29 protein-coding genes are annotated in these 25358 nt (G+C 37.6%); 14 read left to right on the top strand and 15 right to left on the bottom strand.

All coding sequences use genetic code 11. The features are described from left to right. Nucleotides 1–92: 92 nt before the first annotated feature. Nucleotides 93–767, bottom strand: a complete 675-nt coding sequence (locus ACE1MS_RS07825; protein ID WP_031419532.1) for a phosphopantothenoylcysteine decarboxylase domain-containing protein — start codon at nucleotides 765–767, stop codon at nucleotides 93–95. Between the two features lie 74 nt (nucleotides 768–841). Beyond that, nucleotides 842–1720, bottom strand: a complete 879-nt coding sequence (locus ACE1MS_RS07820; RefSeq protein ID WP_031419531.1) for a LysR family transcriptional regulator — start codon at nucleotides 1718–1720, stop codon at nucleotides 842–844. A gap of 134 nt (nucleotides 1721–1854) precedes the next feature. Here ACE1MS_RS07820 and ACE1MS_RS07815 point away from each other — a divergent pair, with 134 nt between their 5' ends. Next, the gene (locus ACE1MS_RS07815) at nucleotides 1855–2754 is read left to right on the top strand and encodes a DMT family transporter (protein ID WP_012293849.1); all 900 of its coding nucleotides are present in this window, start codon (nucleotides 1855–1857) and stop codon (nucleotides 2752–2754) included. A gap of 562 nt (nucleotides 2755–3316) precedes the next feature. Here ACE1MS_RS07815 and ACE1MS_RS07810 read toward each other — a convergent pair. Then, a complete protein-coding gene (locus tag ACE1MS_RS07810; RefSeq protein WP_012293847.1) occupies nucleotides 3317–3766 on the bottom strand; it encodes a general stress protein in 450 nt (149 codons plus the stop codon). A gap of 194 nt (nucleotides 3767–3960) precedes the next feature. After that, the gene (locus ACE1MS_RS07805) at nucleotides 3961–4401 is read right to left on the bottom strand and encodes a Dps family protein (RefSeq protein WP_012293846.1); all 441 of its coding nucleotides are present in this window, start codon (nucleotides 4399–4401) and stop codon (nucleotides 3961–3963) included. 234 nt (nucleotides 4402–4635) lie between these two features. Here ACE1MS_RS07805 and pepF point away from each other — a divergent pair, with 234 nt between their 5' ends. Both pepF and ACE1MS_RS07795 read left to right on the top strand, forming a co-directional pair. Further along, on the top strand, nucleotides 4636–6453 hold the full coding sequence (gene pepF, locus ACE1MS_RS07800) for an oligoendopeptidase F (protein WP_036167845.1): 1818 nt from the start codon (nucleotides 4636–4638) through the stop codon (nucleotides 6451–6453). Between the two features lie 227 nt (nucleotides 6454–6680). Further along, entirely contained in the window at nucleotides 6681–7664 is a 984-nt protein-coding gene (locus ACE1MS_RS07795; protein ID WP_036167843.1) for an SEC-C domain-containing protein, read from the top strand. 65 nt (nucleotides 7665–7729) lie between these two features. On the opposite strand, the gene ACE1MS_RS07790 is transcribed toward ACE1MS_RS07795, so the two are convergent. Next, a complete protein-coding gene (locus tag ACE1MS_RS07790) occupies nucleotides 7730–7921 on the bottom strand; it encodes a zinc-finger domain-containing protein (RefSeq protein ID WP_012293843.1) in 192 nt (63 codons plus the stop codon). Between the two features lie 190 nt (nucleotides 7922–8111). On the opposite strand from ACE1MS_RS07790, the gene ACE1MS_RS07785 reads away from it, so the two are divergent. From ACE1MS_RS07785 to ACE1MS_RS07770, 4 genes are all read left to right on the top strand, one after another. Then, complete coding sequence (locus ACE1MS_RS07785; RefSeq protein ID WP_031419527.1) at nucleotides 8112–8504, top strand: ribonuclease HI family protein; 393 nt, start codon at nucleotides 8112–8114, stop codon at nucleotides 8502–8504. Between the two features lie 251 nt (nucleotides 8505–8755). Then, entirely contained in the window at nucleotides 8756–9553 is a 798-nt protein-coding gene (locus tag ACE1MS_RS07780) for an amino acid ABC transporter substrate-binding protein (protein ID WP_036167840.1), read from the top strand. A gap of 65 nt (nucleotides 9554–9618) precedes the next feature. Next, on the top strand, nucleotides 9619–10275 hold the full coding sequence (locus ACE1MS_RS07775; RefSeq protein ID WP_031419525.1) for an amino acid ABC transporter permease: 657 nt from the start codon (nucleotides 9619–9621) through the stop codon (nucleotides 10273–10275). An 11-nt stretch (nucleotides 10276–10286) separates the two neighbouring features. Next, nucleotides 10287–11033, top strand: a complete 747-nt coding sequence (locus ACE1MS_RS07770) for an amino acid ABC transporter ATP-binding protein (RefSeq protein ID WP_012293839.1) — start codon at nucleotides 10287–10289, stop codon at nucleotides 11031–11033. A gap of 274 nt (nucleotides 11034–11307) precedes the next feature. On the opposite strand, the gene ACE1MS_RS07765 is transcribed toward ACE1MS_RS07770, so the two are convergent. Both ACE1MS_RS07765 and ACE1MS_RS07760 read right to left on the bottom strand, forming a co-directional pair. Then, nucleotides 11308–11697, bottom strand: coding sequence for a hypothetical protein (locus tag ACE1MS_RS07765; protein ID WP_036167837.1), 390 nt, complete (start codon nucleotides 11695–11697; stop codon nucleotides 11308–11310). Between the two features lie 357 nt (nucleotides 11698–12054). After that, on the bottom strand, nucleotides 12055–12936 hold the full coding sequence (locus ACE1MS_RS07760; RefSeq protein WP_031419520.1) for a LysR family transcriptional regulator: 882 nt from the start codon (nucleotides 12934–12936) through the stop codon (nucleotides 12055–12057). 139 nt (nucleotides 12937–13075) lie between these two features. Between ACE1MS_RS07760 and ACE1MS_RS07755 the strand changes: the two genes are divergently transcribed. Continuing rightward, entirely contained in the window at nucleotides 13076–14086 is a 1011-nt protein-coding gene (locus ACE1MS_RS07755) for an alpha/beta fold hydrolase (protein ID WP_012293832.1), read from the top strand. A gap of 76 nt (nucleotides 14087–14162) precedes the next feature. Next, nucleotides 14163–14951 (top strand): MerR family transcriptional regulator, encoded by a 789-nt coding sequence (locus tag ACE1MS_RS07750; protein WP_447402815.1) that lies wholly within the window; start codon nucleotides 14163–14165, stop codon nucleotides 14949–14951. Nucleotides 14952–15017: 66 nt separating this feature from the next. On the opposite strand, the gene ACE1MS_RS07745 is transcribed toward ACE1MS_RS07750, so the two are convergent. Continuing rightward, nucleotides 15018–16208, bottom strand: coding sequence for an MFS transporter (locus tag ACE1MS_RS07745; protein ID WP_373561634.1), 1191 nt, complete (start codon nucleotides 16206–16208; stop codon nucleotides 15018–15020). A gap of 5 nt (nucleotides 16209–16213) precedes the next feature. After that, nucleotides 16214–16612 (bottom strand): MarR family winged helix-turn-helix transcriptional regulator, encoded by a 399-nt coding sequence (locus ACE1MS_RS07740; RefSeq protein WP_012293828.1) that lies wholly within the window; start codon nucleotides 16610–16612, stop codon nucleotides 16214–16216. Between the two features lie 163 nt (nucleotides 16613–16775). Here ACE1MS_RS07740 and ACE1MS_RS07735 point away from each other — a divergent pair, with 163 nt between their 5' ends. After that, complete coding sequence (locus tag ACE1MS_RS07735; RefSeq protein ID WP_031419513.1) at nucleotides 16776–17330, top strand: DJ-1/PfpI family protein; 555 nt, start codon at nucleotides 16776–16778, stop codon at nucleotides 17328–17330. Nucleotides 17331–17365: 35 nt separating this feature from the next. Here the strand turns inward: ACE1MS_RS07735 and ACE1MS_RS07730 are convergent, their stop codons facing one another. From ACE1MS_RS07730 to ACE1MS_RS07710, 5 genes are all read right to left on the bottom strand, one after another. After that, nucleotides 17366–17686 (bottom strand): DUF3889 domain-containing protein, encoded by a 321-nt coding sequence (locus tag ACE1MS_RS07730; protein ID WP_447402814.1) that lies wholly within the window; start codon nucleotides 17684–17686, stop codon nucleotides 17366–17368. A gap of 87 nt (nucleotides 17687–17773) precedes the next feature. After that, a complete protein-coding gene (locus ACE1MS_RS07725) occupies nucleotides 17774–17905 on the bottom strand; it encodes a hypothetical protein (protein WP_004269370.1) in 132 nt (43 codons plus the stop codon). 22 nt (nucleotides 17906–17927) lie between these two features. Next, nucleotides 17928–18152 (bottom strand): hypothetical protein, encoded by a 225-nt coding sequence (locus ACE1MS_RS07720; RefSeq protein WP_031419509.1) that lies wholly within the window; start codon nucleotides 18150–18152, stop codon nucleotides 17928–17930. 128 nt (nucleotides 18153–18280) lie between these two features. Then, nucleotides 18281–19117: a type II pantothenate kinase gene (gene coaW / locus ACE1MS_RS07715; RefSeq protein WP_012293825.1), complete on the bottom strand. Its 837-nt coding sequence runs from the start codon at nucleotides 19115–19117 to the stop codon at nucleotides 18281–18283. Nucleotides 19118–19534: 417 nt separating this feature from the next. Then, nucleotides 19535–20269, bottom strand: coding sequence for an SDR family NAD(P)-dependent oxidoreductase (locus ACE1MS_RS07710; protein WP_031419505.1), 735 nt, complete (start codon nucleotides 20267–20269; stop codon nucleotides 19535–19537). Nucleotides 20270–20497: 228 nt separating this feature from the next. On the opposite strand from ACE1MS_RS07710, the gene ACE1MS_RS07705 reads away from it, so the two are divergent. Then, nucleotides 20498–21319, top strand: coding sequence for a squalene/phytoene synthase family protein (locus ACE1MS_RS07705; protein WP_080695181.1), 822 nt, complete (start codon nucleotides 20498–20500; stop codon nucleotides 21317–21319). A 303-nt stretch (nucleotides 21320–21622) separates the two neighbouring features. On the opposite strand, the gene ACE1MS_RS07700 is transcribed toward ACE1MS_RS07705, so the two are convergent. After that, nucleotides 21623–22111, bottom strand: a complete 489-nt coding sequence (locus tag ACE1MS_RS07700) for a metal-dependent hydrolase (protein ID WP_012293821.1) — start codon at nucleotides 22109–22111, stop codon at nucleotides 21623–21625. 161 nt (nucleotides 22112–22272) lie between these two features. Between ACE1MS_RS07700 and ACE1MS_RS07695 the strand changes: the two genes are divergently transcribed. From ACE1MS_RS07695 to ACE1MS_RS07685, 3 genes are all read left to right on the top strand, one after another. Beyond that, a complete protein-coding gene (locus tag ACE1MS_RS07695; RefSeq protein WP_036215484.1) occupies nucleotides 22273–23499 on the top strand; it encodes a ferredoxin reductase family protein in 1227 nt (408 codons plus the stop codon). Between the two features lie 398 nt (nucleotides 23500–23897). Continuing rightward, nucleotides 23898–24524 (top strand): nitroreductase family protein, encoded by a 627-nt coding sequence (locus ACE1MS_RS07690; RefSeq protein ID WP_031419498.1) that lies wholly within the window; start codon nucleotides 23898–23900, stop codon nucleotides 24522–24524. A gap of 344 nt (nucleotides 24525–24868) precedes the next feature. After that, nucleotides 24869–25354, top strand: coding sequence for a hypothetical protein (locus ACE1MS_RS07685; protein WP_012293817.1), 486 nt, complete (start codon nucleotides 24869–24871; stop codon nucleotides 25352–25354). Nucleotides 25355–25358: the final 4 nt, after the last annotated feature.

Below are 25358 nucleotides of genomic sequence, written 5' to 3'. Positions count from 1 at the left end.
CTTTTTTACCGACCGTTAAGTAAATAATAAATGATACTCCGCTTTTAAACAAGAAAAAACTGTGTAGAAATATTTCTCTACACAGTTCATATTTATTGATTTTGCAAATACAGCATTAAAGCTTCGGCTGTTTTTTGCTTGCCCATTACTTTAGTTGGCTGTCCATCAGCAGGTACAATCCAATGGGGCTCGTCCCCGCCATATAAAGACTGAGAGCTATTGGCTACCATTAATTGAGCATGGGCTGTTTCCATTCGCAGTCGTGCACGTGCTAACAAAAACTCCTCGTCATTGGTTGCTTCTAGCTTAAACCCTACTAACGTCACATTTGGTTGCCAGCCCTTGATTTGTCCTAAGACTTTCGGCGCCTTTTTAAAATGAATAATAGGTGGCTCATCGGAAGGCATTTTCCCTGCTTCCTCCATCAAGTTGCCCGATTGATCATACACTTTATCAATGACCCAATCGGAGCCAGCAGCAGCCATAATCACAATATCAACATGTTCTTGTTGGACAGCATGACGAACTTTTTCTCCTAAATCGTCAATGCCCTCAAATTTAATCAATTTCATTTGATCGTGATTCACTGGAAGCTGTGCAAAATAGCCATGCATATATACTACATTAGCACCAGCAGCGAGTGCCGCCTCCGCTAAATAACAGCCCATTGTCCCTTTTGATAAATTCGTGTGCCCTCGTACACGATCCCATTTTTCAAGTGTTCCCCCACTTGTAATGAGTACGGTTTTACCTTGTAATGTCCCCATCCACTCACCTATTTTCTAAAATATATACACCTACTATTTTACCGTAATGCACGGATAGGCTTCAATAGATTCCATCAGACTGCACTTTTTTGTTCCATCAGCCATGCACTTAAAATCTCCGCAAATTTCTTTGTTACAGGTGATGCATTATGCTTCATGGCAATTCCGATTGTACGGTAGGCACCTTGCTTTAGTGGAATTGCTTTTAATGTAGGCGGCAAATTTTGAATGACCAATTGTGGTAAAATACTGATTCCTAGTTGATGAGAAATCATAGAAACAATACCTACCTCCTCTGAAAGTTCAAAGCGAATATTTGGCTTCACATGATATTGTTCCAACAACACTTTGACATCATTGGTCCCTTTATAGGAAGTCATAATAAAAGGCATATCTTCCAAATCAACAATATCTATCTCTGACTTATTAAATAGTGGGCTTTTATCTGAAACGATACATAATAAGGGATCCTGCTGTAATTCTGTATATTGATATTGCTCAGATTTTTGACCATTTAAAAATCCTGCCTCAATTTCCCCACTAAGTAACCATTGTTCAATTTCGTAATAATCTCCCTCGCGTAATTCCACCTGTATTCCAGGAAACTGATTGTCCATAATCCTAATAATTTCTGGCATCCAATTAGAAGATATACTTGAAATAACGCCAATACGGACGTTTCCTCTTGTCACTCCATGAATATGAGCTGCCTCTTGTTGCAATAATTCCTGTGCGTCTAAAACCTGACGCATTGCCCTTAGCATTGTTTGCCCCTCACTCGTTAGGGTGACACCGGCTCTACTTCGATGTATTAAGGCAAACCCAAATTCTTTTTCTAAACTTGATACGGCATGACTGACAGCAGACTGAGTTAATCCTAGTGCATCTGCTGCTTTTGTAAAGCTTGCGACTTCTGCTACCTTTGTTAAAATCTCATATTTTACTAAGCTCATCGGCATTCCCTCTACATACATGAATTTTTTTAATCCTAATCATTATAAACATTCGTTTTACTAATCTCAATACAACATATATAGTAATTTTTAGTATACAAACTGTTTTAGTACACAGATGGTAGGTGAACATATTGAGTATCCAAGGAAAAGCAAATGTATTGATGGTTATTGTCACAATGTTTTGGGGACTATCTTATACCTTTATGGTCATGGGGCTTGAAACATTGGCTGTTTATAATGTGGTGGCTTTACGTTGTATCATCGCATTTATAGTAGCTGGGCTTATTTTTTATAAACGGATGATAAAAGTAGATGGTAAGACTTTAAAATATGCAGCTATCCAAGGATTTTTATTATTCATTGTGTTCGCATTAAGCTTATTTGGATTACAATCCACTTCCGTTTCAAATGCAGGCTTTATTTTAAGCCTAACTGTTGTACTAGTGCCGATTTTCAGTAGCTTCATTGATAAAAAATTACCTTCCAGAGCCGTGAGCTTTGCGATTATTTGTACCATGATAGGTATTACAGTGTTAACGGCGCAAGGCTCTTTCTCCTTCCATAAAGGAGATTTGTTAGTCGCAATCGCTGCGCTATGTTATTCTATTTATTTACTTTTAAACAGTTCATTTACACGGAATGTGGAGTCCATTTCGTACGGCATTTACCAATTAGGCTTTGCGGGTATTTATGCCCTGATCTTAACCTTATTATTTGAAACACCAGCTTTACCGAATAATACGACATCCTGGATGGCTATTTTAGGACTTGGCATCATTTGTAGTGCGTTTTGTTTCGTTGGCCAAACTGTTGCACAACAGTATACTTCTGCTACACATACAGGTCTTATTTTTTCCTTAGAACCTATATTTGCAGCAATGTTTGCGATGATGTTCATCGGTGAAGGATTGACAATGAAACTAGTTATTGGTGGTAGCTTTATTTTAATTGGTAATTTATTTGCCCAATTAGAGCATTTCCATGTATTACGCTTTATTAAAAAGGATGCTCCAGAAAAAGTCATTCATTAAAAAGCAGAGTGATCCACAATGATCACTCTTCTCAGACTGTAGACAAACTCAAAAAATTTGAGAGTTTGCCTACAGTCTTTTTTCTTTTACAATGAAATAAAGTAAAGCCGTTGATTTTCACTACGGGCGGACGCTTTCCGCGGGCGGGGTCGAGCTGCTTCCCTCGCTTCGCTCAGTCCAGGATTCTCGACTTTCCCGCTTTTCCCGCAGGAGTCGCCCCCCTTCGTTCCCATCAACTTCTACATAAAGTACTCCATCTACATAGGGTGTTGAAAAGTAAATTTTTGTAACTGATATTTACTTCTAACATGCTTGGACAATACTCAAACCAATAAAATTATTCTCCTTCATCGAGAACGTACGTTCTTTTTTCTTCTTTAATATTTTTCTTAGTAATTGTAAATAAGAGTTAATAAAAATAAAAAGCACATCACTAAAATTTGTTTTTAGTAATGTGCTTTTTTATTTAATGTGTAACATTATAAATAAAATACTATTAAATAAGAATTAATGTACAATTACATGTACTTAATCTTACAGAGTAGATCACTCTGTTTTCCCTTTATAAAAATCTTCTAAGTTGCTCAGCCTCATTCATGCGCTCTTGTCTTAAACGTTCTTCCTGCTCAGCAGCTGTTTCCGGGTGTTGTGATTGTAGCGTATCATAATCATCATCACGTTCTGCAAATAATACGATACTCCCCTGCTCTACAAGATGAGCATAGTAAGCTATTTGCCCTTCGGAAAGATTAAAGCGTTTTAAGCCTTCTGTTACAGCTGAATCACCTGTAAACCAAGATTTAAATTGGTCCACCCAGTTACCAGCCTCATGTGTGTGGACATCATCATCCCATTTCACATCCTCCAACTGCTGGGAATCTTTCGCAATAATATGGATATCCTCTTTATGGAAACCTTCCGTTCGCATAGTTTCTAAAATATGAAGCATTTCATCCCTTGTATGGGCCACCTCAATTTTTGGATTTTGTTCATTCATCATATTCATGTTCATGTTCAATTCCTCCTATTTGTATGGCTTACTAAATAATTACCCTGATGATTAGGAAACAAACTCCTTTTGTCGCTTCGTTACCAAACTGTAATAATTGTTACTCTGCTTTTATACAAGTTCTCTTTTTGTCATATAGGGAAAGAAACCCTACAAAAAAAGCATCCCCACCTAGTATGGGAATGCTATTAATCCGTTTATTTGTCTAAGAAGGCTTTTAACATCCATGTATGCTTTTCAAGAGATTGGTACATCGCATTCAGTAAATCCTCTGTACGATCGTCCCCTTCCTCTGCTGCCAGTGCCATAGTAGAATTTAGAGCTTTCATGAGCTTTTGGAAATCCGAAATTGTCGTTGCTACCATTTCCTCCGTCGTCTCATTTCCTGTTGCTTCCTCTACATAGGAAAGCTCTAGATGCTCTTTTAATGTCGCCACAGGCTTGCCATCCTTTGAAAGAATACGTTCTGCAATTTCATCTAAATTTAACGTTGTTTCATTATACAATTCTTCAAATTTTGCATGTAGTGTAAAGAATGCATGCCCTGTGACATACCAATGATAATTGTGCAGCTTTGTATAAAGCACAGACCATGTTGCTACTAGCTTATTTAATTGTTTGTTTAAGTTTTGTGTCATAATAAGTTCTCCTCCAATGTATCAATTGTTCTAGCCTTTAATATGTGTTGCAAATAATGTTGGCTATACACACATTGTTCCCGACTAACAGTATTTCAAACATACCCCATACAATTGAATGAAAAAACCAAATACTTTTCTTTAAGAATATTTCTACTATTCTATTAAATTATTTCACTTTCCGAAATAGTTTCGTTATAATGAAATCACTTACATGTAAAGGGGTGTTTATAAATGGAAGTTTTACCATTAAGAAAAGATGTTGCAGTAGAAGAAACATGGGATTTAACTGATTTATTAAAAAATGATGCAGATTTTGAACCTACTTTAGCACAGCTTGTTGAAGAAGCAATTAGCTTCGAACAAACGTATAAAGGTACCATTACAGATGCGCAAAAGGTGATTGATGTATTAACAGCTTTCGAAAACTTGCAAAAAAGTATCGTTCCAATTGGTACGTATGCGAGCTTAAACCTACAAGCAGATCGCACGGATGATGTAGCCCAAATGCGTGCTGCAAAATTTAGTACAGCTATCGGTAAAATAAGTAGCGCCCTATCATTCGTAAGAAGTGAATTACTTGCTTTGGATGAAGCAGTATTACAAGAAGCGGCAACATTAAGCCCTCTTTACAAACATTATTTAGAGGAATTATTAAAACGAAAACCTCACCAGTTACATCCAGAAGTTGAAAAAGCGCTTGCTGCCTTTAGTTCTACTTTTGATGCACCTTACGAAACGTATAATACGACAAAATTAGTGGATATGAATTTTGGCGAATTTGAAGCAAATGGTGAAAAGCATCCATTAAGCTTTGTCCTTTATGAAAATGATTGGGAGTTTGAAGCCAATACAGAAGTTCGCCGTGCTGCCTTTAAAGCTTTTTCCAGCAAGTTGAGCGATTATCAACATACAACTGCACAAGTTTACAACACTCATATTCAACAAGAAAAAACCATGGCTGATCTTCGAGGATTTGATTCCATCTTTGATTATTTACTATTCGATCAAGATGTCGATCGCTCCCTTTATAATCGCCAAATCGATTTGATTTCTAAAGAACTTGCCCCCCATATGCGTCGATATGCAAAATTAATTCAAAAAGCGAATGGTATTGAGCACATGACATTTGCAGATTTAAAAATTGCTTTAGATGCTGCCTATGATCCAAAATTATCGATGGACGAGGCGAAGGAATATGTCGATAAAGCATTGGCGATTATGGGTGAAGACTACAATCACCTAATGGACAGAGCCTTCAAGGAACGCTGGATTGACTATGCACCTAATAAAGGTAAATCGACAGGGGCATTCTGTTCAAGTCCTTACGGTAGTCACCCTTATATTTTAATGTCATGGAATGAACGTATGAATGAAGTCTTCACCCTCATTCATGAGCTTGGTCATGCAGGTCATTTTGCGAATACGCATGCTCATCAATCCTATTTTAATAGTCGTCCTTCCCTATACTTTATTGAAGCACCATCTACGATGAATGAAATGCTGCTAGCAAATTATTTATTAACGCATAATGAAGATGTGCGCTTTAAACGATGGGTCATTTCAAATATTGTCTCTAAAACGTATTATCATAACTTCGTCACGCACTTACTTGAAGCCGCATACCAACGTAAAGTATATGAATTGGTGGACGCTGGTGAATCTGTCAACGCGAATATTTTAAACCAGTTAAAACGTTCTGTACTAGAAGATTTTTGGGGCGATGCAGTGGATATTACGGAAGGTGCTGAACTGACGTGGATGCGTCAGCCTCATTACTATATGGGCCTTTACCCATACACCTATAGTGCGGGCTTAACGATTTCAACACAAGTATCTCAGCGCATTTTAAAAGAAGGTGATGCAGCCGTTGAAGAATGGTTAGCAGTCCTGCAGGCTGGTGGAACAAAATCCCCAGTGGAATTGGCACAAATGGCAGGTGTAGATATTACAACGGATCAACCACTTCGAGATACGATTGCCTACATCGGTCATTTAGTAGACGAGCTAGAACGTCTCACACTCGAGATTGAGGCTGTCCAACAATCATAAATGCTCTAGAAAACGGTTCTGTTCTTGCAACGTACAGATCGTTTTCTTTTTTTAGTTCTAAGTGAAAACGTGCATACATATACTTGAATTAGGGCGTCCCTCCACACTTTTTAGATATTTCAAAATAGACAATCATTTTTCTTCATACAAAAGTACCGTTATTATTAAGAGTACGCAAATTATTTAGCAATATACGATTAACAATTGTCAAAGGAAGTGTTCTAATTATGGTAAAACGTAATGATCCATGCCCATGCGGTAGCGGCAAAAAATATAAAAAATGTTGTGAAGGTAAACAGCAAGTAACAGTGGAAACAGTACAAATCGAAGAATTAGAGCGTGTGCTACAAACATTTTATTTAGAATACCCTGAGCGTAAAGATGTTCGTGCTTATATCGAGCATGTGGGCACATGGCAACCTAAATTAGAGAGCGTGCTACAGCGTGAGCTGATTGAAGCCATCGCTTTAGACGACTTTTTCTTCCATCAAGAGCCATCGATTTGGAAAAGTTATTTAAAGAAAACGAAGAAAAAAGCAGTAAGACCTTCTACAGTAAAAGTACTTGATGACTGGTCTCACCCTGCATTATTTATTGGTACGGTATCTGTTGTTGAGGAAAATTATTTTAAAGCAAGTCATTTACTTACAAATGAAGAGCTTTATATTCGTCGTGAAAATGATAAACCAATTCCGGAAGGCATGCATGTCTTTGCCTTTATTTTACCGGATGGAACGAAGAAATTGTCACATTATTTAGCTGTGTCTACATTGATTTTCTTCCCTGAGGATCATCTAAAAGTATTTGAAGAGTTTAAGAAAAACTTTGAAGCATCTGAGAAAAAAGTTGGAGCATTCTTAAAAGAAGAACATCTTGCATTCTGGGAGCTACTGGTCTCCAACGGCTACAAAGGGGAAGAATTCACTAATTTTGAAAGCACAGTCCTATCACAAGTAAAAGAATTCTTGGAGCAAAATGATCGTGAAACAGCTCCAATGCTTGAGCTATTAGAGGACTATTTAATAGAAGGACAACCTACTGCACGCAAAGAAGCGGCCATTGTTGCTGGTGCAATCCGTTACGGGCAGGAAAAAGAGCTCTTTGAATCTCTTTCTATGACGGTAAAAGAAATTGCCGCAACTTTTGATATTTCTGCTTCTTCACTTACAAAGTATTACCAAGATTTAAATAGCTATGTCGAAACAAAATAATCCTATAAAAGAAGCTACATTTATCAGCAATTGCTAATAAATGTAGCTTTTTTCCAAACGATTCCTTATTTACTGTAAACTTTTAAAAGCTCTTCACCTAAAAACTGTAGCTTTTCTCCAATTGAACAGGCTTCAATACAGAAGCGATGAGCTCCTGGTTTACCACGTTCTTTACGTAATTGCTGAATGACTAAGCAATCTGCGCAATACGTATCATGCAGTTCGTCTATATCCTTCATAACCGTCACTTTATCCATGTGAACTCTCGCTCCTTTCACGTCCAAAATTCACTTCCTACTATTATGAAGCGTTCATTTTGAACAAGCAACTATTTTGTTTATCCACTTCAGCAATTTTTTCAAGTCCATCACTACTAGCACATAGATGTTTTACAGCGTATCCTTGTTGTACAATTATATGGAAGTCAAATAGTAAAGTAGGGATGTTATGTTAGAGGTTTATATAGATGCTGCTAGTGCAGGTAACCCTGGCCCAAGCGGTATCGGTATATTTATTAAAGGTGAAGGCCAACATATACAAATTAGTGAGTATATCGGGGAAACAAATAATCATATTGCTGAATTTACTGCTTTAGTCCGTGGCCTTGAGGAAGCACAAAAGCTTAGCTCTACGCTTGTTTCCGTTCGCTCTGATTCTAAAATCGTTGTCGCCTCTATGGAAAAAGAATATGTGAAAAACGAGGAATTTAAACCTTTTCTGGAAAAAGCATTATCGCTCTCCAACACCTTCGATTTATTTTTTATTAAATGGGTGCCTGATTCTCAAAACAAAGCTGCTGATGCCTTGGCACGAAAAGCTATCCAAAACAATAATCATTAAACAATGCATGCCAAGGGACTGTTATGGACAGTCCCTTTTCTCCCCTTCTATTCAGATACTTAATATCCCCTAATCCATTGTTTTTATGAAGTCAATTTTCTTACAAAGATCATACAAAATTAGCTCTAATACGCATAAAATTTTCTGATTAATCCAAAACGATATTGACATACATTAGACGCGGTGATATCCTTTAACACATTAGTAGTTTAGCAAACGAAAGTGATAGTTTTATATAGGGGGAAATAAGGATGAAACGTATAATAACTTTAGTGATGATGCTAACAGCTGTCATTGTTTTAGCAGCATGTGGCACATCAAAAGAAAAATCAACAGAGAAAGACCCATCTTCAGCTGATCAGGAAAAAATCATTATTGGCATTGACGATAAATTTGCACCGATGGGCTTTCGCGATGATAAAAATGAAATCGTGGGATTTGATATTGATTTAGCACGCGCGGCAGCTGAGCATATGGGCGTAGAAGCTGAATTCCAACCAATCGACTGGAAAACGAAAGAGGCTGAATTACTCAGCGGACGTATTGATTTAATTTGGAACGGTTATACCATTACAGATGAGCGCAAGGAAAAAGTATTATTTACAAAGCCTTATCTCGAAAACTCTCAAGTGGTTATGACTAAAGCAGATTCTAAGATTGTAAAATTAACTGATTTAGCAGGCACAGAAGTAGGCATTCAATCTCTTTCTTCTGCTGCAGACGCATTAAATGGTAACCCAATCCACAAAGAGATAAAAACAATTACAGAATTCTCGGATAACGTTTTAGCTTTATCAGACTTAAAGACAGGACGTGTTGATGCCGTAGTAATTGATGCTGTTGTAGCAGAATATTACATGACACAAGAGCCTGATACATTTAAATTATTAGAGGAAACACTTGCTCCAGAACAGTACGGTATTGGTGTAAAACCAGGGAATGAAGCATTATTGGAAAAATTGCAAGCTGCATTAGACAAAATGAATGAAGACGGTACAGCAGCTGATATTTCTACAAAATGGTTCGGTGAGGATAAAGTATTAAAATAAAGACAGGATATTTTTTGTAAGAGTTTCCTCTGCGAAACTCTTACTCTCTTTGGAGGGACATCACTATGACAGATTACTGGCAAACTATGATATGGCCGATGCTAGAGGGCGCGAAAATGACCGTTATCCTGTTTTTCATCGCCATTCTTATATCGATTCCATTTGGCTTTTTATTGACACTTGCAGTGAAAAGTCGCATTAAACCACTTTCTTGGCTTGCACATACGTATATTTATATCATGCGTGGTACACCACTATTGCTACAATTATTATTAATTTGCTTTGGTCTACCTATGCTGCCAGTAATCGGTGAATATTTAGTATTGGATCGTTTTGTAGCCGCGTGCCTTGGCTTTATTTTAAATTATGCTGCCTACTTTGCTGAAATTTTTCGTGGTGGACTACTCGCCATCGATAAAGGACAATATGAGGCAGCACAAGTACTCGGTTTATCAAAATGGCAAACCACAACACGTGTCATTTTGCCACAAATGTTCCGCGTAGCCTTACCAGCTTTATCGAATGAATCTGTTACGCTAATTAAGGACACAGCCCTACTCTATGCTGTAGCAGTTCCAGAATTACTACATTTTGCGCAAACAGCCGTCAATCGTGACTTTACGATTGTACCTTTCTTTATTGCTGGTGCTATTTATTTAATCATGACGCTGATCTTGACCGTATTCTTTAAATGGCTAGAAAAACGTTTTAAATTTGAATAGAGGTGATCTATATGGCATTGATGGCAGTAACCAACTTAAAAAAATCTTTTAATCAAGTCGAGGTTCTTAAACAAATTTCATTTTCTGTAGAGAAGAACGATGTCATTGCGGTAATCGGTCCCTCTGGGTCTGGTAAAAGTACCATGCTCCGAAGCTTAATTCATTTAGAGGAAATTGATGGTGGTAGCATTTTAGTAGATGGTGATTATCTTGTGCAGGACGGCGTGTATGCCAAGCCACAGGAAATCAAAAACCTGACAGCTAAAATGGGGATGGTCTTTCAACATTTTAACCTATTCCCCCACTTAACAGTGCAGCAAAACCTTGAAATGGCCCCTCGCTTATTAAAACAAGAATCAGCTGAAGCCATTTCGAGCCGTTGTCTAGATTTATTGAAAAAAATTGGGCTTTCCGAGAAGGCAAATGCCTATCCAGCTAATTTATCCGGTGGTCAAAAGCAACGAGTGGCAATTGCCCGTGCTTTAATGATGAACCCTCAAATTTTATTATTTGACGAGCCAACATCTGCCTTAGATCCTGAGCTGACAGGAGAAGTATTAAAGGTCATGAAAAGCTTAGCTGAAGACCAAATGACTATGATTGTCGTTACACATGAAATGGGCTTTGCGCGTGAAGTAGCCAATAAGGTTGTCTTTATGGATGATGGACAAATTATCGAATCTGACCACCCCGATAACTTCTTTACAAACCCACAAAACGACCGAACTAAGGCATTTTTACAAAAGAACCTAAAATAAAAAGGAGGGCGGACATATTTGCTCTCCTTTCATTTCTTTATCAAGCTAAAGTTTCTCTCTTTAGGAACAACATGCTATTGAATAAATAATCTATCTTTTAGTTTTATTTAATGGGAAATATTATTGCATAAAAGAGAGTCATTTAAGACTCTCTCAATAGTTGTGAACATTTAGTTTTGAAAAATCAATATTCTTTCATTAAAGCATTTGTTCTTCATAAAGTTCTTCATTAAAAATATATTGATTTTTAATTTCACTATCTTTGTCCTTTAAGTTATTTATTTGCTAGTATTTCAAGTAATTCTTTTGATTCTTCTTTTGATAATTTAGTATATTTCATATCATTTTCTACCAGAGTTACTTGTTCTTTTGAATTGACATAGATTAAATAATAAGAAGACTTCAACTCCTTATCAGGGTCTATAAAATCAAAAGACATTCTAAACTTTAATAGTCCAAATGACTCTTCACTTTTTTCTTTCCATTTAACTTTAGTAAGAATTTTATTTATTATTGAGACTTGATCTTTATCTAGGATTTCTAAACTTTCTTTAAAATCTCCATTTTCATCAGCCATCTCTAAAATAATTTTCTTTGTATCATTAGAACATCCCACACATAGAAAAATCAATGCAAATGAAATAATAATTATTTTTCTTAACACATAAATACCACCCTTTACTTAATTTCGTATTTTAAAGCTCATTAACTTCTAAATTAAACCCTTTAAATGAAACGAATCTTAAAGACCTTGTGTTTGTTTATCTTACAGAATAATCTTGGTTCTAGCCACATTACATCTCGTTCCACGGTGGTTACTATTTGATTAGCTATTTCTCTAAATGCTGTTTTCAGGTTTAAATCCAAACTCTACACTTGATACAGGTCTATATTTACTATTTGATTGAACACCTACAATCATTGTAAACGGATTATCTTTATAACCTAATGTATTGATAAAGAAAATATTGATTGTGAAAATTGAGAGAGTCATTGTTAAATTGTTTATTGTGATTAAACTTCAAGCAAAGTCTCGTGCCAAGTTTAAAAAAGCTTGGATGGCAGGCGAAATCCACTTTTCTTCATGCCAAAACATTTGGGTGGCAAACGATGTGGCCGACATATCCCACGGTAACGAGACTAGTTCCCCCCTACTCAATTCTGCTGTCACAGCCATTTCAGGCAAGATGGCGATGCCCATCCCTATTTTCGCACATTGTTTAATCGCCTCCGCACTGTTAAATTCCAATTCCGTAATTCCCCCCATGCCCTTTTGAGAAAGACTTCGCTCAAAAAATGTGCGATAGGAACACCCTTTCTCCGTCAGTAAAAAGGTCTCCCCATTAAAATCTTCAATGTCCAATTCAGTACGTGAAGCTAATGGATGATCAGGCGCTACCAAAATATAAAAGGACTCATCCTGCATTTTTTCTCCGCAAAACCCAATCTCGTGCTTGTCCTCATCTAGCATAAAAATAATGTCCGCGTCCCCTTCTCGCAAACTTTGTTTCAAGTTCGCATGTGACAGCGGCTTAAAAATAAGCCGAATTCCTGGATATCGTAAGCGAAACAGACGCAGTATAGCAGGCAGGCGGTACGTACACAACGTTTCATCTGCACTAATGACCAACGTCCCCGTCATTTCGCCAGATTGCTTAACCGCATGCTCCGCTTCTTCAAGTTCACTCAATATACGGACTACATAATCTAGAAAACGTCTACCCGCATCAGTCAAGATTACTTTTTTTCCTAATCTGTCCACCAGCTTTACACCTAGTTCCTCTTCCAATGCCTTCATTTGCATCGTAACCGTTGATGGAACATAGTTTTGCACCTCTGCAGCGCGGCTAAAGTTGAGTGTTGAAGCGAGTGTATAAAAGGTCTTTAATTGACGCAATTCCATTGTATAGTTCACCCCATGATTCAAAAAAAATGAATGTTTTATTCAAAAACGTTTCTTTGACTTCACAATAGCATTCTCGTAGAGTAATGACAAGAAAGACCATCTATCCCATCTTTAATGACAAAAAGGAGTTTTTCACATGAAAGATTATAAACTTTATGAACTGGGAGACATTCAGCTACAATCAGGTGACATACTGCCAAATGCTGTTCTTGCCTATCAAACATACGGGACACTAAATGCGGAAAAGAATAATGCCATTGTTTATCCTACATGGTTTGCAGGCTTGCATACTGATAATGAATGGTTAATCGGAACTGGTAAGGCACTGGACCCAGAAAAGTATTTTATCATCATACCGAATATGCTTGGCAATGGATTATCCTCTTCTCCAAGCAATACACCAGCGCCCTATCATCAAGCAAATTTCCCACTCATTTCAATTTATGATAATGTGCGACTACAGCATCAATTGGTTACTCAAAAGTTTGGTATTAGTAAAATAGCACTCGTAGTTGGCTGGTCGTTAGGGGCTGTACAAACCTTTCAATGGGGAGCAAGTTACCCTGAGATGGTCGAACGAATCGCTCCATTCGGAGGGACTGCCATGACCAGACCCCATGCCAAGGTTGTATTTGAAGGAATGATTGCTGCCCTTCAAGCTGATTCTAACTGGAAAAATGGTTTTTACACCGAGCAACCTAAAGAGGGATTGGCTGCCATGGGACGCGTCTATGCAGCTTGGGGATTCTCACAGGCTTATTATTTAGAACAGCTCTATCAGCAAGAAGGCTATGAAACGCTGGAGGAATACCTCGTGGATTACTGGGATCAAGTGTTTTTAAGCTTTGACGCCAATGATTTAATCTCCATGCTACGTACCGGCATTACTGGAAATATTAGTGCCAATTCGACGTATGATGGTGATTTCGAGCTTGCATTAAGCAAGATTACAGCTCGTGCATTGGTCATGCCAGGAAGTACTGATCTTTTTTTTCCTCCAGAGGACAATAATTATGATGCACTACATATGCCAAATGCGCGCTTCCTCCCTATTGAATCGAAGTGGGGACATTGTGCAGGGATTGGACAGCATGAGCCAGATTCTGAATTTATTGATAAAAACCTGAAAATGCTCCTGCTTGAATAAAAACCACTTTACTCTTGACTTTCCCCTGCACGGGAAACTATATACTTCCATTATGATAGAGATTGGAGGTGATATTTTGTTTAAAATTAGTGTGTTTTCTAGGCTAAGCAAAGTATCCTTAAAAACATTGCGCTACTATGATCAAATCGGCCTATTAAAGCCAAGAAAGGTGGATCACGAAACTGGCTATCGTTACTATTCGGCAGACCAGCTCCTTGAAATCAACCGAATTTTTATTTATAAGGAATTAGGATTCACTTTGCCACAAATCATTCATTTGGTCCATGAAGATATTACATTAAAGGATATTCAAGGAATGTTTAAGCTGAAAAAAAATGAAATTCAAGGCATTATCGATATGGAACAAGCCAAGCTTGCTCGAATTGAGGAACGTATGCAGCTTTTAGAAAGTGAGGGGCAAGTGGAAACCATACAAGAAATCAGAATCAAAGCTGAAAATGCCCAGCAGTTCCTTTCTTTGAAGGCGCATGGGAAAGAAGAAGACATTCCAGACCTATTTCGTACATTTAATCGAATATTATCAAAAGAAATTCGCCAATTGGCTCAAAGTCCTCAGGTCGTTTTATGGAAAGAAATAGAGGATAAAGAAGATGAATTCGAATTTGAAGTCGGTTATTTTTTAAGCCAGGAGCTTCCATTGTTTCCAGATACATTTCAATTACGAACTCTTCAACCTGAGCCAATGATGGCCACCATGACGTTTCGCTCGGATGCTAATTTTGCTAGTACAGCCTGTGTAGATTTAGCAAAATGGATTGTAAAAAATAACTATCAGATTAAGGAACTGATTAATGCTAGTAATGAAGGCGTTTCTATTGCTAATATTAAGAACACCTATTGGTAAAAATATTTCGTTGGCTATGGCCGCATATAAAAGTAAAAAACAGTTGGGGTCATCCCAACTGTTTTACTATATATTCACTACTTTTTTCGGCTTCATCTTGGCAAGACGTAGGAGATAAATAATAAAGACCACTCCTAGTAAACCGGCCCCTGATAAGTAGACAGAAGCATATCCTGCCTGTACGGCCACCATTCCTAAAATATAAGAGCCTAGAGCAATCCCAAGGTCAAACATCGTGAAATAGGTTGCTGTTGCGTAGCCGCTTCGTTGGATGGCTGTTGATTGAACCGCTAATGCTTGTAAGCTCGTTGTCACTGCTCCGTAGCCAAAGCCTACAAAAATAGCTGCACTTAAAAATAACATGGGTCCTTCAACGAAGGCTAGCATGATAAGTCCGATAGCAAAAGAGATAATACCTGGAATAATAACAAATTGAGGCCCCTTTGTATCATAAAGTTTTCCTGTATATGGACGTGTAATTAACATAGCTGCTGCAAACACGGCATAAAAAAGACTGGCAACCGCCATTAAACCTTTTTGCTGTGCATAGACCGATAAAAATGATAAAACACTAGCATACGAAAAAGCTACTAAACTAGCAATTGCTGCAACGGGCAATGCCTTTCGCTCAAATAAATCATGGAAGGTGAACGTTAATTTCCCTTTATGTGCTGGCTGCGGTAAATCGTCAGTATGAACCGTTAATGCTAAAATGCCTCCAGCTAGTATACAAAAACTCATGACAATAAATAACACGTTAAAAGTGCTATATTGAATTAATAATAGACCAATAAATGGCCCAATGACAACCGCTAGATTTGTAGACATCGTGAAATAACCTAAACCTGCCCCTTTTCGCTTGGCTGGTACAATATCTGCAGCTAATGATCCTGCGGCTGTTGTAATGATACTAAAGAAGATCCCCTGAATAAAACGAAGACCCAGTAAAAGTCCAAATGGATGAATAAATAAATATAAGACAGTACAAGCAAAATAGCCGGCTATGGATAGCACTAGCAATTTTTTCTTCCCAAACACATCTAATAATTTCCCTGAAAACGGACGTACAATTATCGCTGATAGTAAAAAACCTGACAATAACAAGCCGGCTTCCTTATCTGTTTGGTGTAGTTCACCGATGGCATAAAGCGGCAAAGTCGTTACTAGCCCATAAAAAACAAAAAAGACAGATATATTTGTTAAAAAGAGACTAATAAATCGCTTTGTCCATATTTGTGTATTCTCCCCTTGCTGCAAGTTAATCAACCTTTCATTTTTTCCAGTAATATCATAAACTGCTGCTGCTCCTCAGCAGTAAGTGATCCTACCATTTCTTCCTCAAAAGCTAAAATTGTTTCTGTAATGGCTGGTAAGCGGTCATTGGCTTGTGCAGTTAAGGTTACAATTTTTTCACGCTTATCTTCCCCGTCTAATCGTTCGACCCAGCCCAATGTCTCTAATCGTGTGATAGCTCTTGTAATGCTTGGTGCCTCTACATTTAAATATTTCCATATTTGCGTTAAGGTCATAGGCCCATTTTTATGTAAGCAATATAAAATGGTCCATTGGGAGCTATATAATTGATGCTGCTTCAACACTTCATTTAAGCAGTTCGTTAAGTACCGACTTTTTTGAAATAAAGCATGGAATATCGGATTCATATGGTCTTCCTCCTAAAAATTATTTACCTAGCTAAATAAACTATACGCTTCATTTTTTCCTTTGTAAAGCAACTAATTTGGCAAAGGTCATTCTATCTTTGCAGGGAATTTTTTGCATATGTCGAATTAAGCAAGGAGATCACAAGGAAAAGGAGATGGAATCATGGGGAAAAGGGTTTTAATACTTGCAGGAGATGCAGTAGAAGCTTTAGAAATTTTTTATCCTTATTATCGTTGTCTTGAGGCAGGTTTTGATGTCACAATCGCAGCACCATCCGCAAAGAAATTACAGACAGTATTACATGATTTTGTAGAGGGCGTCGACACATATATTGAGCGTCCTGCCTATGGCTTAGAGGCACATGCTTCTTTTGCAGATATTGATCCATCACAATTTGATGGTTTAATGATTCCAGGGGGAAGGGCGCCAGAATATATCCGTTTAAATGAATATGTACCGACCATTGTGAGTCATTTTTTTGAAACCAATAAACCGATTGCCGCTGTTTGTCATGCAGCACAAATATTCGCAACCATCCCCGAAGTACTAAAAGGACGCGAACTTACAGCCTACATTGCTTGCAAACCAGAAGTTCAAGTAGCTGGGGCCACCTATATAGATGCCAATCTTCACACAGATGGCAACTTAGTAAGCGGTCATGCTTGGCCAGATTTACCAGGGCTAATGCGTGAATTTATTAAAAAACTAGAGGGATGAGCATTAAGGATGCCTAAGCATAGGCATCCTCTTTTTTATGACTGGCTTTCCTGTAATTCAATTTTCTCTACTTCTTGCGTCGATGTAAGGTAGCTAATTCGTACATGAACTCCAAATTCTTTGTCAGGTTGCTTCACCCAAAGCTTAAATTTTTCAATGGTTGACGCTCCATGTACTTCCTTTCCCTCATGTAAATAGTCCACAATCTTTGCATGGGGATACTTCCCCTTCACTTCTTCTACCGCTAGCTTTCCCCACTTCGCATAGGCAGGTGTTTCTTGCTGTGCCAAAACTATCTCTGGAATATGTAATGGCACGGCAAACAGAAGTCCAAGCATTACATACACATTTTTCACAGAAAACCCTCCTAATTAACGGTATAAAATGATGAACGAAGTAAAAAATAAGAGCTCCAAAAGTAATTACTAATGGAGCAGTGTTGTTTATTGTTTGGGCTGTTGAGGATTATTATGAATGACTTGGTTAAACTCAGCTGAGTATTCTTCTCGATCATTCTTTTTATGTGTATCCTCTTTCTTTTTCTTTTTAAAGCTTGTTTTCCTTTTCTTCGCCATTGCTTACACCTCCAAAAAATAATTAGTTCTTTTTATTGGATTGTTGATTTTTATCATGATTGGTTTTATTGTTTTTATTTTTGGCCTTCGCATCAAACTCTGCCGCGAACTCCTCATTCAAGTTGTCATTCGGGTTGTTATTATTACTATTACTTCTATCGAGGTCTTTGCTTTTGTAGGTGCCAAAAGGATTATGCGTTCTGGCATTCATGGTTTTTTTGCTGTTTTTATTATTTCGATTGCCCACAGATATCACCTCCTACATATAATTTGCTCAGGTACTCGCGTTTATATGAGGTATTTTTTTCGGGCATTTTTGTAAAAAAAAAATGAACATCCCTAACCCAAGTTAGTCATGTTCATTCTAATCTGTCTCTAGACAATGGTATATTCCGTTATATTTAACAATGCTCCCACAGCTCCAGAAAAGCCATGATCATTAATAAAGACAGGTGTATGCTTTTTCGTGCGTGTATAATTGGCAATTACGCGGGCAAGATGTTCATTATTGCTGAGAGTCGATCCAATATAAACGATATGCTGTGTATTTTTTTCCTCAGCATATTGAATACTTAATGTTGTAATCACTTCACCAACAAGTCCCTGTACAGTTGCAATAATATCCTCAGCAGGATGCTTCATGGATTGTGTAATGCCCACTTTACCAAAATTACTCGCAGTTAAATGCCCATCAATGGGTGTATCCATTCCTTGATAAATGTCTTTGACTAATAAATCTATACCTTCTCGATGACCATTAGCAGCCATTTCACGAATTTCATTATAATCTGTAATGCCTGTTGTAAGCGCTGACAATCCTATTAATGTTCCGCCACCAACGCCTGTCCCACCAACACGTATATGTGTATTATCTTCCATATAATGTATAGAAGTACCCGTTCCGATATTAGTAATCATACTACGTTCAAACAAGTAGCCTTCCTTATTTAACAAAAAACGAACACCTTTTAATGTAGCTTCAAATTCTACTATATAATGAATCGATTTCATTGTTTTAATGACATCAAGTAATTGTTCTGTACGTCCCCCCGTAACACCAATATCCTCAATATCTGGATGATCAATAATCCAATTTTTCACAGATAGCAAATCATTTGACGGGAAGGTTGTTAGAATAAGTTCATTGTCTTCATCTAAATAAGCAACCTTTGTCAATGTGCCACCTGCATCAATACCTATAGCCTTTGGCATACAATTCTCCTTTGTGTTTATTACGTAACCTCATCTATTACGAATGATCATTACGCTAGTAGTCAGGCAACTAAATAAGTTCCATGCCTTCATTGGTGTCAAGGATTTTGCAAGGAGTTTTGGTGTGCCAAAATCCTGACTAACTAGTCATTGTCCGAAACGATAACGCCTCGTCCAGTCCCCCAAATCTTGTAATGACATTTTCGCCCTTTCTAAACTTTAACGCTGTTGAAATAATTGTGCAATAACTTCATAAACATTCATAAAAAAATCACGAAAAATATCAATTTATTTCTCATCTACAAGTGAATCTTGACGAATTATAATACTTTAACATCATTCTACTAAAAAAACAAAAAAAGTGAAAATGCACTGCTTGCAAACAGGCATTTCCACTTTCTTTTACGATGCAATTAATTAACGTGCTGAATAACCACCATCAATAACTAACTCAGCACCTGTAATATAAGAAGCTTCATCGGATGCTAAAAATAAGATTGCATTCGCTACTTCTTCTGGTTGACCAAGACGACCCATTGGCGTAGTTTTTACTAACATATCCATAGCTTCTTTTGCTTCCGATAATTTTGCTGTCATCGGTGTTTCAATAACACCTGGGAATACGGTATTGACACGAACATTGAAAGCACCAAGCTCGGAAGCCGCTGCACGAGCGATCGCACGTAAAGAGCCTTTAGATGCTGTATATGCATTGAATCCTGCACCAATAATGGCTGTGTAAGATGATGTATTAACGATTGAGCCCTTCCCTGCTTCCTTCATATATTTAGACGCATGTTTAATGCCAAGGAATGGACCAAAAGCATTGATATTGTGCATGATGGACCAGTCCGCTTGTGTAATTTGATCTGGACCTTTTTCTGAAGAAATACCAGCATTGTTAATTAAAATATCGATACGACCATATTTTTCGACAATCGCTTTTGTCACTTCTGCCCAGTTTTCGTCAGAAGAAACATCTAATTTCATGCCCTCTACATTTTCGAGCTCTGAGATTTTCGCTAGGTTCTCCTCGTTAATATCTGCTGCAATGACTGTCGCACCTTCTTGTGCAAACAACTTTGCCATCGCTGCCCCCATTCCAGATGCTCCACCTGTAATCATTGCAATTTTATTATTTAAACGTCCCATTACTTTATACTTCCTCTCACTTGAAATTTGTCTGTCGTACTAGTATAAACCGTCCCTTTTAGACCACAATAAAAGTATAGGTTTAAATAGTTTACTATTAAACTATATCATTTTTAGTAACCATTTTCAAAGAATATCTCCATATTCATGAACAATCTGTTTTATCTTTCCCCATTTTTACGATACGATATACTATAGATGTGGAACCATTTGAACGGAGGAATACAAGTGAAAGATCAAAAAAGACTTTATAAAGAAGCGATGCAGGTTTTAAAAGATACAAGTCGCACTTTTTATATACCCATCACTTTCTTAAAAAATGATTTAAAGGTATCGGTAGCAGCTGCCTATTTAGCGATGCGTGCCATTGATGAAATAGAGGATCATGAACAGCTTTCCAATGATGTAAAGTTTGATTTATTATCGGCAACTAGTGACCTTTTAAAGGACACATTTAATAATGAGGCATATCAAGAATTGGTAGCGCCTTATGCGGCACAGTTACCTGAGGTAACCCTTCGCTTAGCAGATTGGCTAGCATTCTGCCCTGAGGAATCTCGAAAAATTGTCCAAGCTTCTACAAGTGAAATGGCCTTTGGTATGGCGAAGTGGGCTAAAGCTAATTGGCAGGTGCATACACGCGAGGATTTAGATGATTATACATACTACGTAGCAGGGCTTGTTGGGACAATGCTGTCTGAGCTTTGGGCGTGGGGTGCAGACATTCAAACAGATCGCGATTTAGCAATTGGCTATGGTCGAGGTCTCCAGGCTGTCAATATTTTACGCAATCAGCATGAGGATATGGATGAGCGTGGCGTAAGTTTCGTTCCTGACGGCTGGACACGCGAGGATTTATTTACTTATGCAGAGGAAAATCTCGCGAAAGCTGATCTTTATATGAAAGATATTAATAAACGCACAGTATTATTATTCTGTCGATTACCACTTGCATTAGCGCATAAAACATTAAAAGCCATGCAAGACGGTCGTGAAAAAATAACACGTACAGAGGTTGAGCAAACCGTTGAAGAGGTACAGGCAGACTGATGGGCGGCTCTCATTTCTAGAATGACCCATTAATATGTAATACCAATAAAACCCCTGCATGAGAATTTTCTCGTTCAGGGGTTCCTTTTTGAGCAGCACTTTATAAAGGTTTGCGTTACGCAAAGGTCAATCGCTAGTTTCAGATATTTTTTAAAGCTCCATAAAAATTACGGACAATCTCCCATTGGTACGCATACTTTCTGCTTGCACAAAGCTTCAACTCAAACAAAGCTTACAAACATTACTCCCCTTAAATAAACTGCTACCTACCGGGGGGTCTTACACTTTAGTGGGTTTCTTTCCTTAATTTGTAGCAAGAAGCTGCACAATGATTTCATAGCTAAAAAAGACTGACAGCATTGTTAACAATGTAAACACTATTTTTTCCACTTTACTACCTGTTTTTGTAGTAAGCGGTAGACGCACCGAAATGGAGACTGGGAAAAATAGCTTTACACCCTTTTTGGTCCCCATATCTAATAAAACATGGCTTGCCATCCCTAATAAAATACCTATTGTAACGGACTTATAAGGTATAAATGTATGTAGTAGCATCCCAATCAAAAATAAAAACAGCAAACTATGTGTAAAGGAACGATGCCCAAACAGCGAATTAACTATTTTTGAAATGATAGGAAGCTTCCTTCCGATTTTGCTACCACCATGGCAAATATCTGGAAGTAATGCACCGATAACGCCTGCCCCTACCAAAACAAGCGGATTATCATTTGAAATTTGTGCAAAGGCTAGACTTGCTGTAATGCCCCCAACCATATGGGTATTCCCTTGCATAAAGTACTTCCACCCTTCTTACGCATTTTGCGAACCATCTTAATGTAACATAAATACGCCCAAAAGGGAACATACATTCCGAACGTACGATCTGAAATATTTTCATCCAATAATTGTATAGCCATAAAGTATATGGTTAAAAATAGGGATGGAGGTTATTTATGAAAGCTTATAGAGGACTACTTTTTATTATATTGGTAATGGGCAGTAGTGCGTGCCTTTGGTATTTTGCTATCCCCCTGGCCCCCATTCATCCACTGAACAAGCTTGCTCATATTATTGGAGGCTTAGCGATTACAGGACTCTTCCTTGTGTTTCTTTTCTCAACAAGAATGAAACTACTAGAGCGTTGGTTTAATGGGCTAGGGCGCTTAAATTTTTATCATAAAGTATTGGCCATGTTTTCACTTGGTTCTATCATGATCCATGGGCAATTGCAAAAGATGGTTCCTGATCAAGAACTCCCGCAAACATCTTTTCGTGAATGGGCGAAAGAGCTTGGAGAGCTCGGGCAATATGGATTTATCATCCTAATCGCCCTTGCATTCCTAGCAAAATTTTTAAAATATGAGCATTGGCGCTGGTTACACCGCTTTTTGCTTCTTCCTTATACATTGGGTATTTACCATACTTATTTTTCGAGCGAATATGATTTATTACAGCCCTCAGCATTGGGTATTTTCACTGCTCTTACAACAACTATTGGTTTTATGTCTGCCCTGTATATGATGACAATGTATCAAGATATGTTTTTCCGGTATAACGGTTCCATTTCCAACATTCAAAAACTAAATATCCATGTCATCGAATTAGAACTGACCCTTACGAAAAAGCTTCATTACCGACCTGGACAATTTATCTTTCTAAAAATCTTTCAGGAAGGCATTGAAAAAGCACCCCACCCTTTCACTATTTCTGGTGGGGATGGAGAAAAAATTAGGGTGACGATCAAAGCAGTCGGCGATTTTACAAAGCAGGTCTACAAACAAATACAATTGAACACCCCTGTTGCCATAGATGGTCCTTTTGGCCATTTTGACTTTGCCAAAGGAGCCAATCAACAACTTTGGGTTGCTGGTGGCATTGGCATTACGCCGTTCATAGCCTATTTACAAACAAAACCTACTAAGAAAATTGATTTATATTATTCCTTTCATGGTGTGGATAATATGGTATATAAAGATTTTTTACTGAACTATGCGCAATCCAATGATAAATTTACGGTCACCTTTATTGATACAACAGAGGAGGACAGGCTTTCCTTTGACCGGATGACCATACCAGCTCATACAAGTATTTATCTATGTGGACCCGAAAAAATGATAAAGCACTTCAAATCGTCCGCGCCTACTAGCCATATAGAATGGGAAGCATTTAAACTAAGATAGCAAGTGTTCCCCTTCGGACTATAGACAACCTCAAAAACATTTGAGTGGAACTATAGTCTTTTTTCTTTTAACCATTTAATGAAGAAAGGACGCTGTTTTCCACTATAGGAGATTGAGGAGCTGCTTTGCTTCGCACAGAAAACACCCACTCCGTTCAATCAACTTCTCCATAAAGCACTCCTCTACATTTTTTCTAAAAGATAAATTCTATCTAAAGCATGAAAAAATTCAGTTGTTTCTCCTTGCAAATTTCGAGTTTGGTGCGTCATGACATTCAGGCAATCATCCTCTCATCAGAAATCCTTCATTCAAGACTCTCTAATTCGAGCAATTTACTTGGAATTTGAGTTCATTTATCGTATAGTAAACACGCAACTTATAATGAAGGAGTCAAAATGATGACAGTGACAAAAAGCAATATAAATAAAGTTATGCATGACCGTAAATCTGTTCGTAAATACGACGAAAATTATAAAATCCCTCAAGAACAACTAGAAGAATTACTAACAGAAGCCACTTCTGCGCCATCTTCAAGTAACTTACAGCCATGGCGCTTTATCGTCATTCAAGATGAAGTAATAAAAAAAGAGTTACGTGCCATTGCTAACAATCAAGAACAAGTGGAAACTTCCTCAGCTGTTATTGCTGTGCTAGGCGATACAAAAATGTACGAAAATGCGGAGTCAATCTTTACAAAAAATTACGATCTTGGTTATATTAATGAAGCAACTAAGGATTTAATGATAACTAATTCTATGAACTTGTATTCTCAGCTTCCTCAGGAGATTTTAAAAAATATCGTTACATTTGATGCTGGTCTAATTTCCATGCAAATCATGCTTTTAGCAAAAGACATGGGCTATGATACAGTACCAATGGGTGGTTTTAACAAAGAAGCCTTCGCCAAACATTTTGAATTAGCTGACCATATCGTACCCGTTATTTTAATTGCGATTGGTAAAGCAGCAGCCCCTGCCTATAATTCTTCACGTATTGAGCTCGAGCATATCGCCAAATTCATGTAATACATGTAAAATGGTCACCTTTCTATATAGGAAGGTGACTTTTTTGTGAATAGGCTGGCATGTCAGGTACCACTACAAACATAGGATAGTAATGTTTGCGAATAGTAAACGGTGAAAAATTAAAAAAATGATTCTCCAACACTAGCACAATAATTTTCCCAGGGATATTTTTTGCATTTCTTTCCTTCATTACTCAAAAAATCATCATAAAAGAAATAATGGACATTTTCTTTCTAGTACATTTGTGTGATTGCTACTAAAAATTACATATAAATGCTTGTAGATTAAACATAATAGGATTGGTATCATTAGGAGGTATTTTCTTAAGAAGGGAGGTTTTTCTGATGGACTATAATTATTATAACTCTGATTTAGATGCAGCCATGGGAGGCTTATTTCTTATCCTAATTTTAGCATCTCTAGTTCTTGGGCTAATCGCCTACATTATTAGTGCACTAATTTATTTTATGACATCTAAAACAAATGGTTTTGGAGATGTAGCCTATATTGCTTGGATTCCTATCATTAATGTATACAGTCTTTTCCTACTGACTGCTGGTGGAGATAATCGAGAAACGATTCGTGCAACGGCTCTAAAAAATACGCTTATTTATGCAGGCTTGTTTATCGTTTCGTTTATACCAGTTATCGGTATACTCGCATCACTAGGTATGGTGGGCTTTACATTGTATTTCACATATCGCCTATTCTATCGCTGGTGTGGTGAAACTGGTAAGGCTGTACTTTTCACAATTCTAATGGTTATTACAGGCGGGCTGTTCTTTGCTATTTACGGTTTAATGCGCATGAACAAACCATTCGTAGCCTAGTTCA

This window comes from Lysinibacillus sp. fkY74-1, from assembly GCF_053165895.1.
This window is presented reverse-complemented; position numbering and strand designations above follow the sequence as displayed.

Excerpts from the sequence above, each read along its gene's own strand:
- ACE1MS_RS07825 (WP_031419532.1), bottom strand. The coding sequence starts at position 767 with ATGGGGACATTACAAGGTAAAACCGTACTCATTACAAGTGGGGGAACA.
- ACE1MS_RS07820 (WP_031419531.1), bottom strand. The coding sequence starts at position 1,720 with ATGAGCTTAGTAAAATATGAGATTTTAACAAAGGTAGCAGAAGTCGCA.
- ACE1MS_RS07810 (WP_012293847.1), bottom strand. The coding sequence starts at position 3,766 with ATGAACATGAATATGATGAATGAACAAAATCCAAAAATTGAGGTGGCC.
- ACE1MS_RS07805 (WP_012293846.1), bottom strand. The coding sequence starts at position 4,401 with ATGACACAAAACTTAAACAAACAATTAAATAAGCTAGTAGCAACATGG.
- pepF (WP_036167845.1), top strand. The coding sequence starts at position 4,636 with ATGGAAGTTTTACCATTAAGAAAAGATGTTGCAGTAGAAGAAACATGG.
- ACE1MS_RS07795 (WP_036167843.1), top strand. The coding sequence starts at position 6,681 with ATGGTAAAACGTAATGATCCATGCCCATGCGGTAGCGGCAAAAAATAT.
- ACE1MS_RS07790 (WP_012293843.1), bottom strand. The coding sequence starts at position 7,921 with ATGGATAAAGTGACGGTTATGAAGGATATAGACGAACTGCATGATACG.
- ACE1MS_RS07785 (WP_031419527.1), top strand. The coding sequence starts at position 8,112 with ATGTTAGAGGTTTATATAGATGCTGCTAGTGCAGGTAACCCTGGCCCA.
- ACE1MS_RS07780 (WP_036167840.1), top strand. The coding sequence starts at position 8,756 with ATGAAACGTATAATAACTTTAGTGATGATGCTAACAGCTGTCATTGTT.
- ACE1MS_RS07775 (WP_031419525.1), top strand. The coding sequence starts at position 9,619 with ATGACAGATTACTGGCAAACTATGATATGGCCGATGCTAGAGGGCGCG.
- ACE1MS_RS07770 (WP_012293839.1), top strand. The coding sequence starts at position 10,287 with ATGGCATTGATGGCAGTAACCAACTTAAAAAAATCTTTTAATCAAGTC.
- ACE1MS_RS07760 (WP_031419520.1), bottom strand. The coding sequence starts at position 12,936 with ATGGAATTGCGTCAATTAAAGACCTTTTATACACTCGCTTCAACACTC.
- ACE1MS_RS07755 (WP_012293832.1), top strand. The coding sequence starts at position 13,076 with ATGAAAGATTATAAACTTTATGAACTGGGAGACATTCAGCTACAATCA.
- ACE1MS_RS07740 (WP_012293828.1), bottom strand. The coding sequence starts at position 16,612 with ATGAATCCGATATTCCATGCTTTATTTCAAAAAAGTCGGTACTTAACG.
- ACE1MS_RS07735 (WP_031419513.1), top strand. The coding sequence starts at position 16,776 with ATGGGGAAAAGGGTTTTAATACTTGCAGGAGATGCAGTAGAAGCTTTA.
- ACE1MS_RS07725 (WP_004269370.1), bottom strand. The coding sequence starts at position 17,905 with ATGGCGAAGAAAAGGAAAACAAGCTTTAAAAAGAAAAAGAAAGAGGAT.
- coaW (WP_012293825.1), bottom strand. The coding sequence starts at position 19,117 with ATGCCAAAGGCTATAGGTATTGATGCAGGTGGCACATTGACAAAGGTT.
- ACE1MS_RS07710 (WP_031419505.1), bottom strand. The coding sequence starts at position 20,269 with ATGGGACGTTTAAATAATAAAATTGCAATGATTACAGGTGGAGCATCT.
- ACE1MS_RS07700 (WP_012293821.1), bottom strand. The coding sequence starts at position 22,111 with ATGCAAGGGAATACCCATATGGTTGGGGGCATTACAGCAAGTCTAGCC.
- ACE1MS_RS07695 (WP_036215484.1), top strand. The coding sequence starts at position 22,273 with ATGAAAGCTTATAGAGGACTACTTTTTATTATATTGGTAATGGGCAGT.
- ACE1MS_RS07690 (WP_031419498.1), top strand. The coding sequence starts at position 23,898 with ATGACAGTGACAAAAAGCAATATAAATAAAGTTATGCATGACCGTAAA.
- ACE1MS_RS07685 (WP_012293817.1), top strand. The coding sequence starts at position 24,869 with ATGGACTATAATTATTATAACTCTGATTTAGATGCAGCCATGGGAGGC.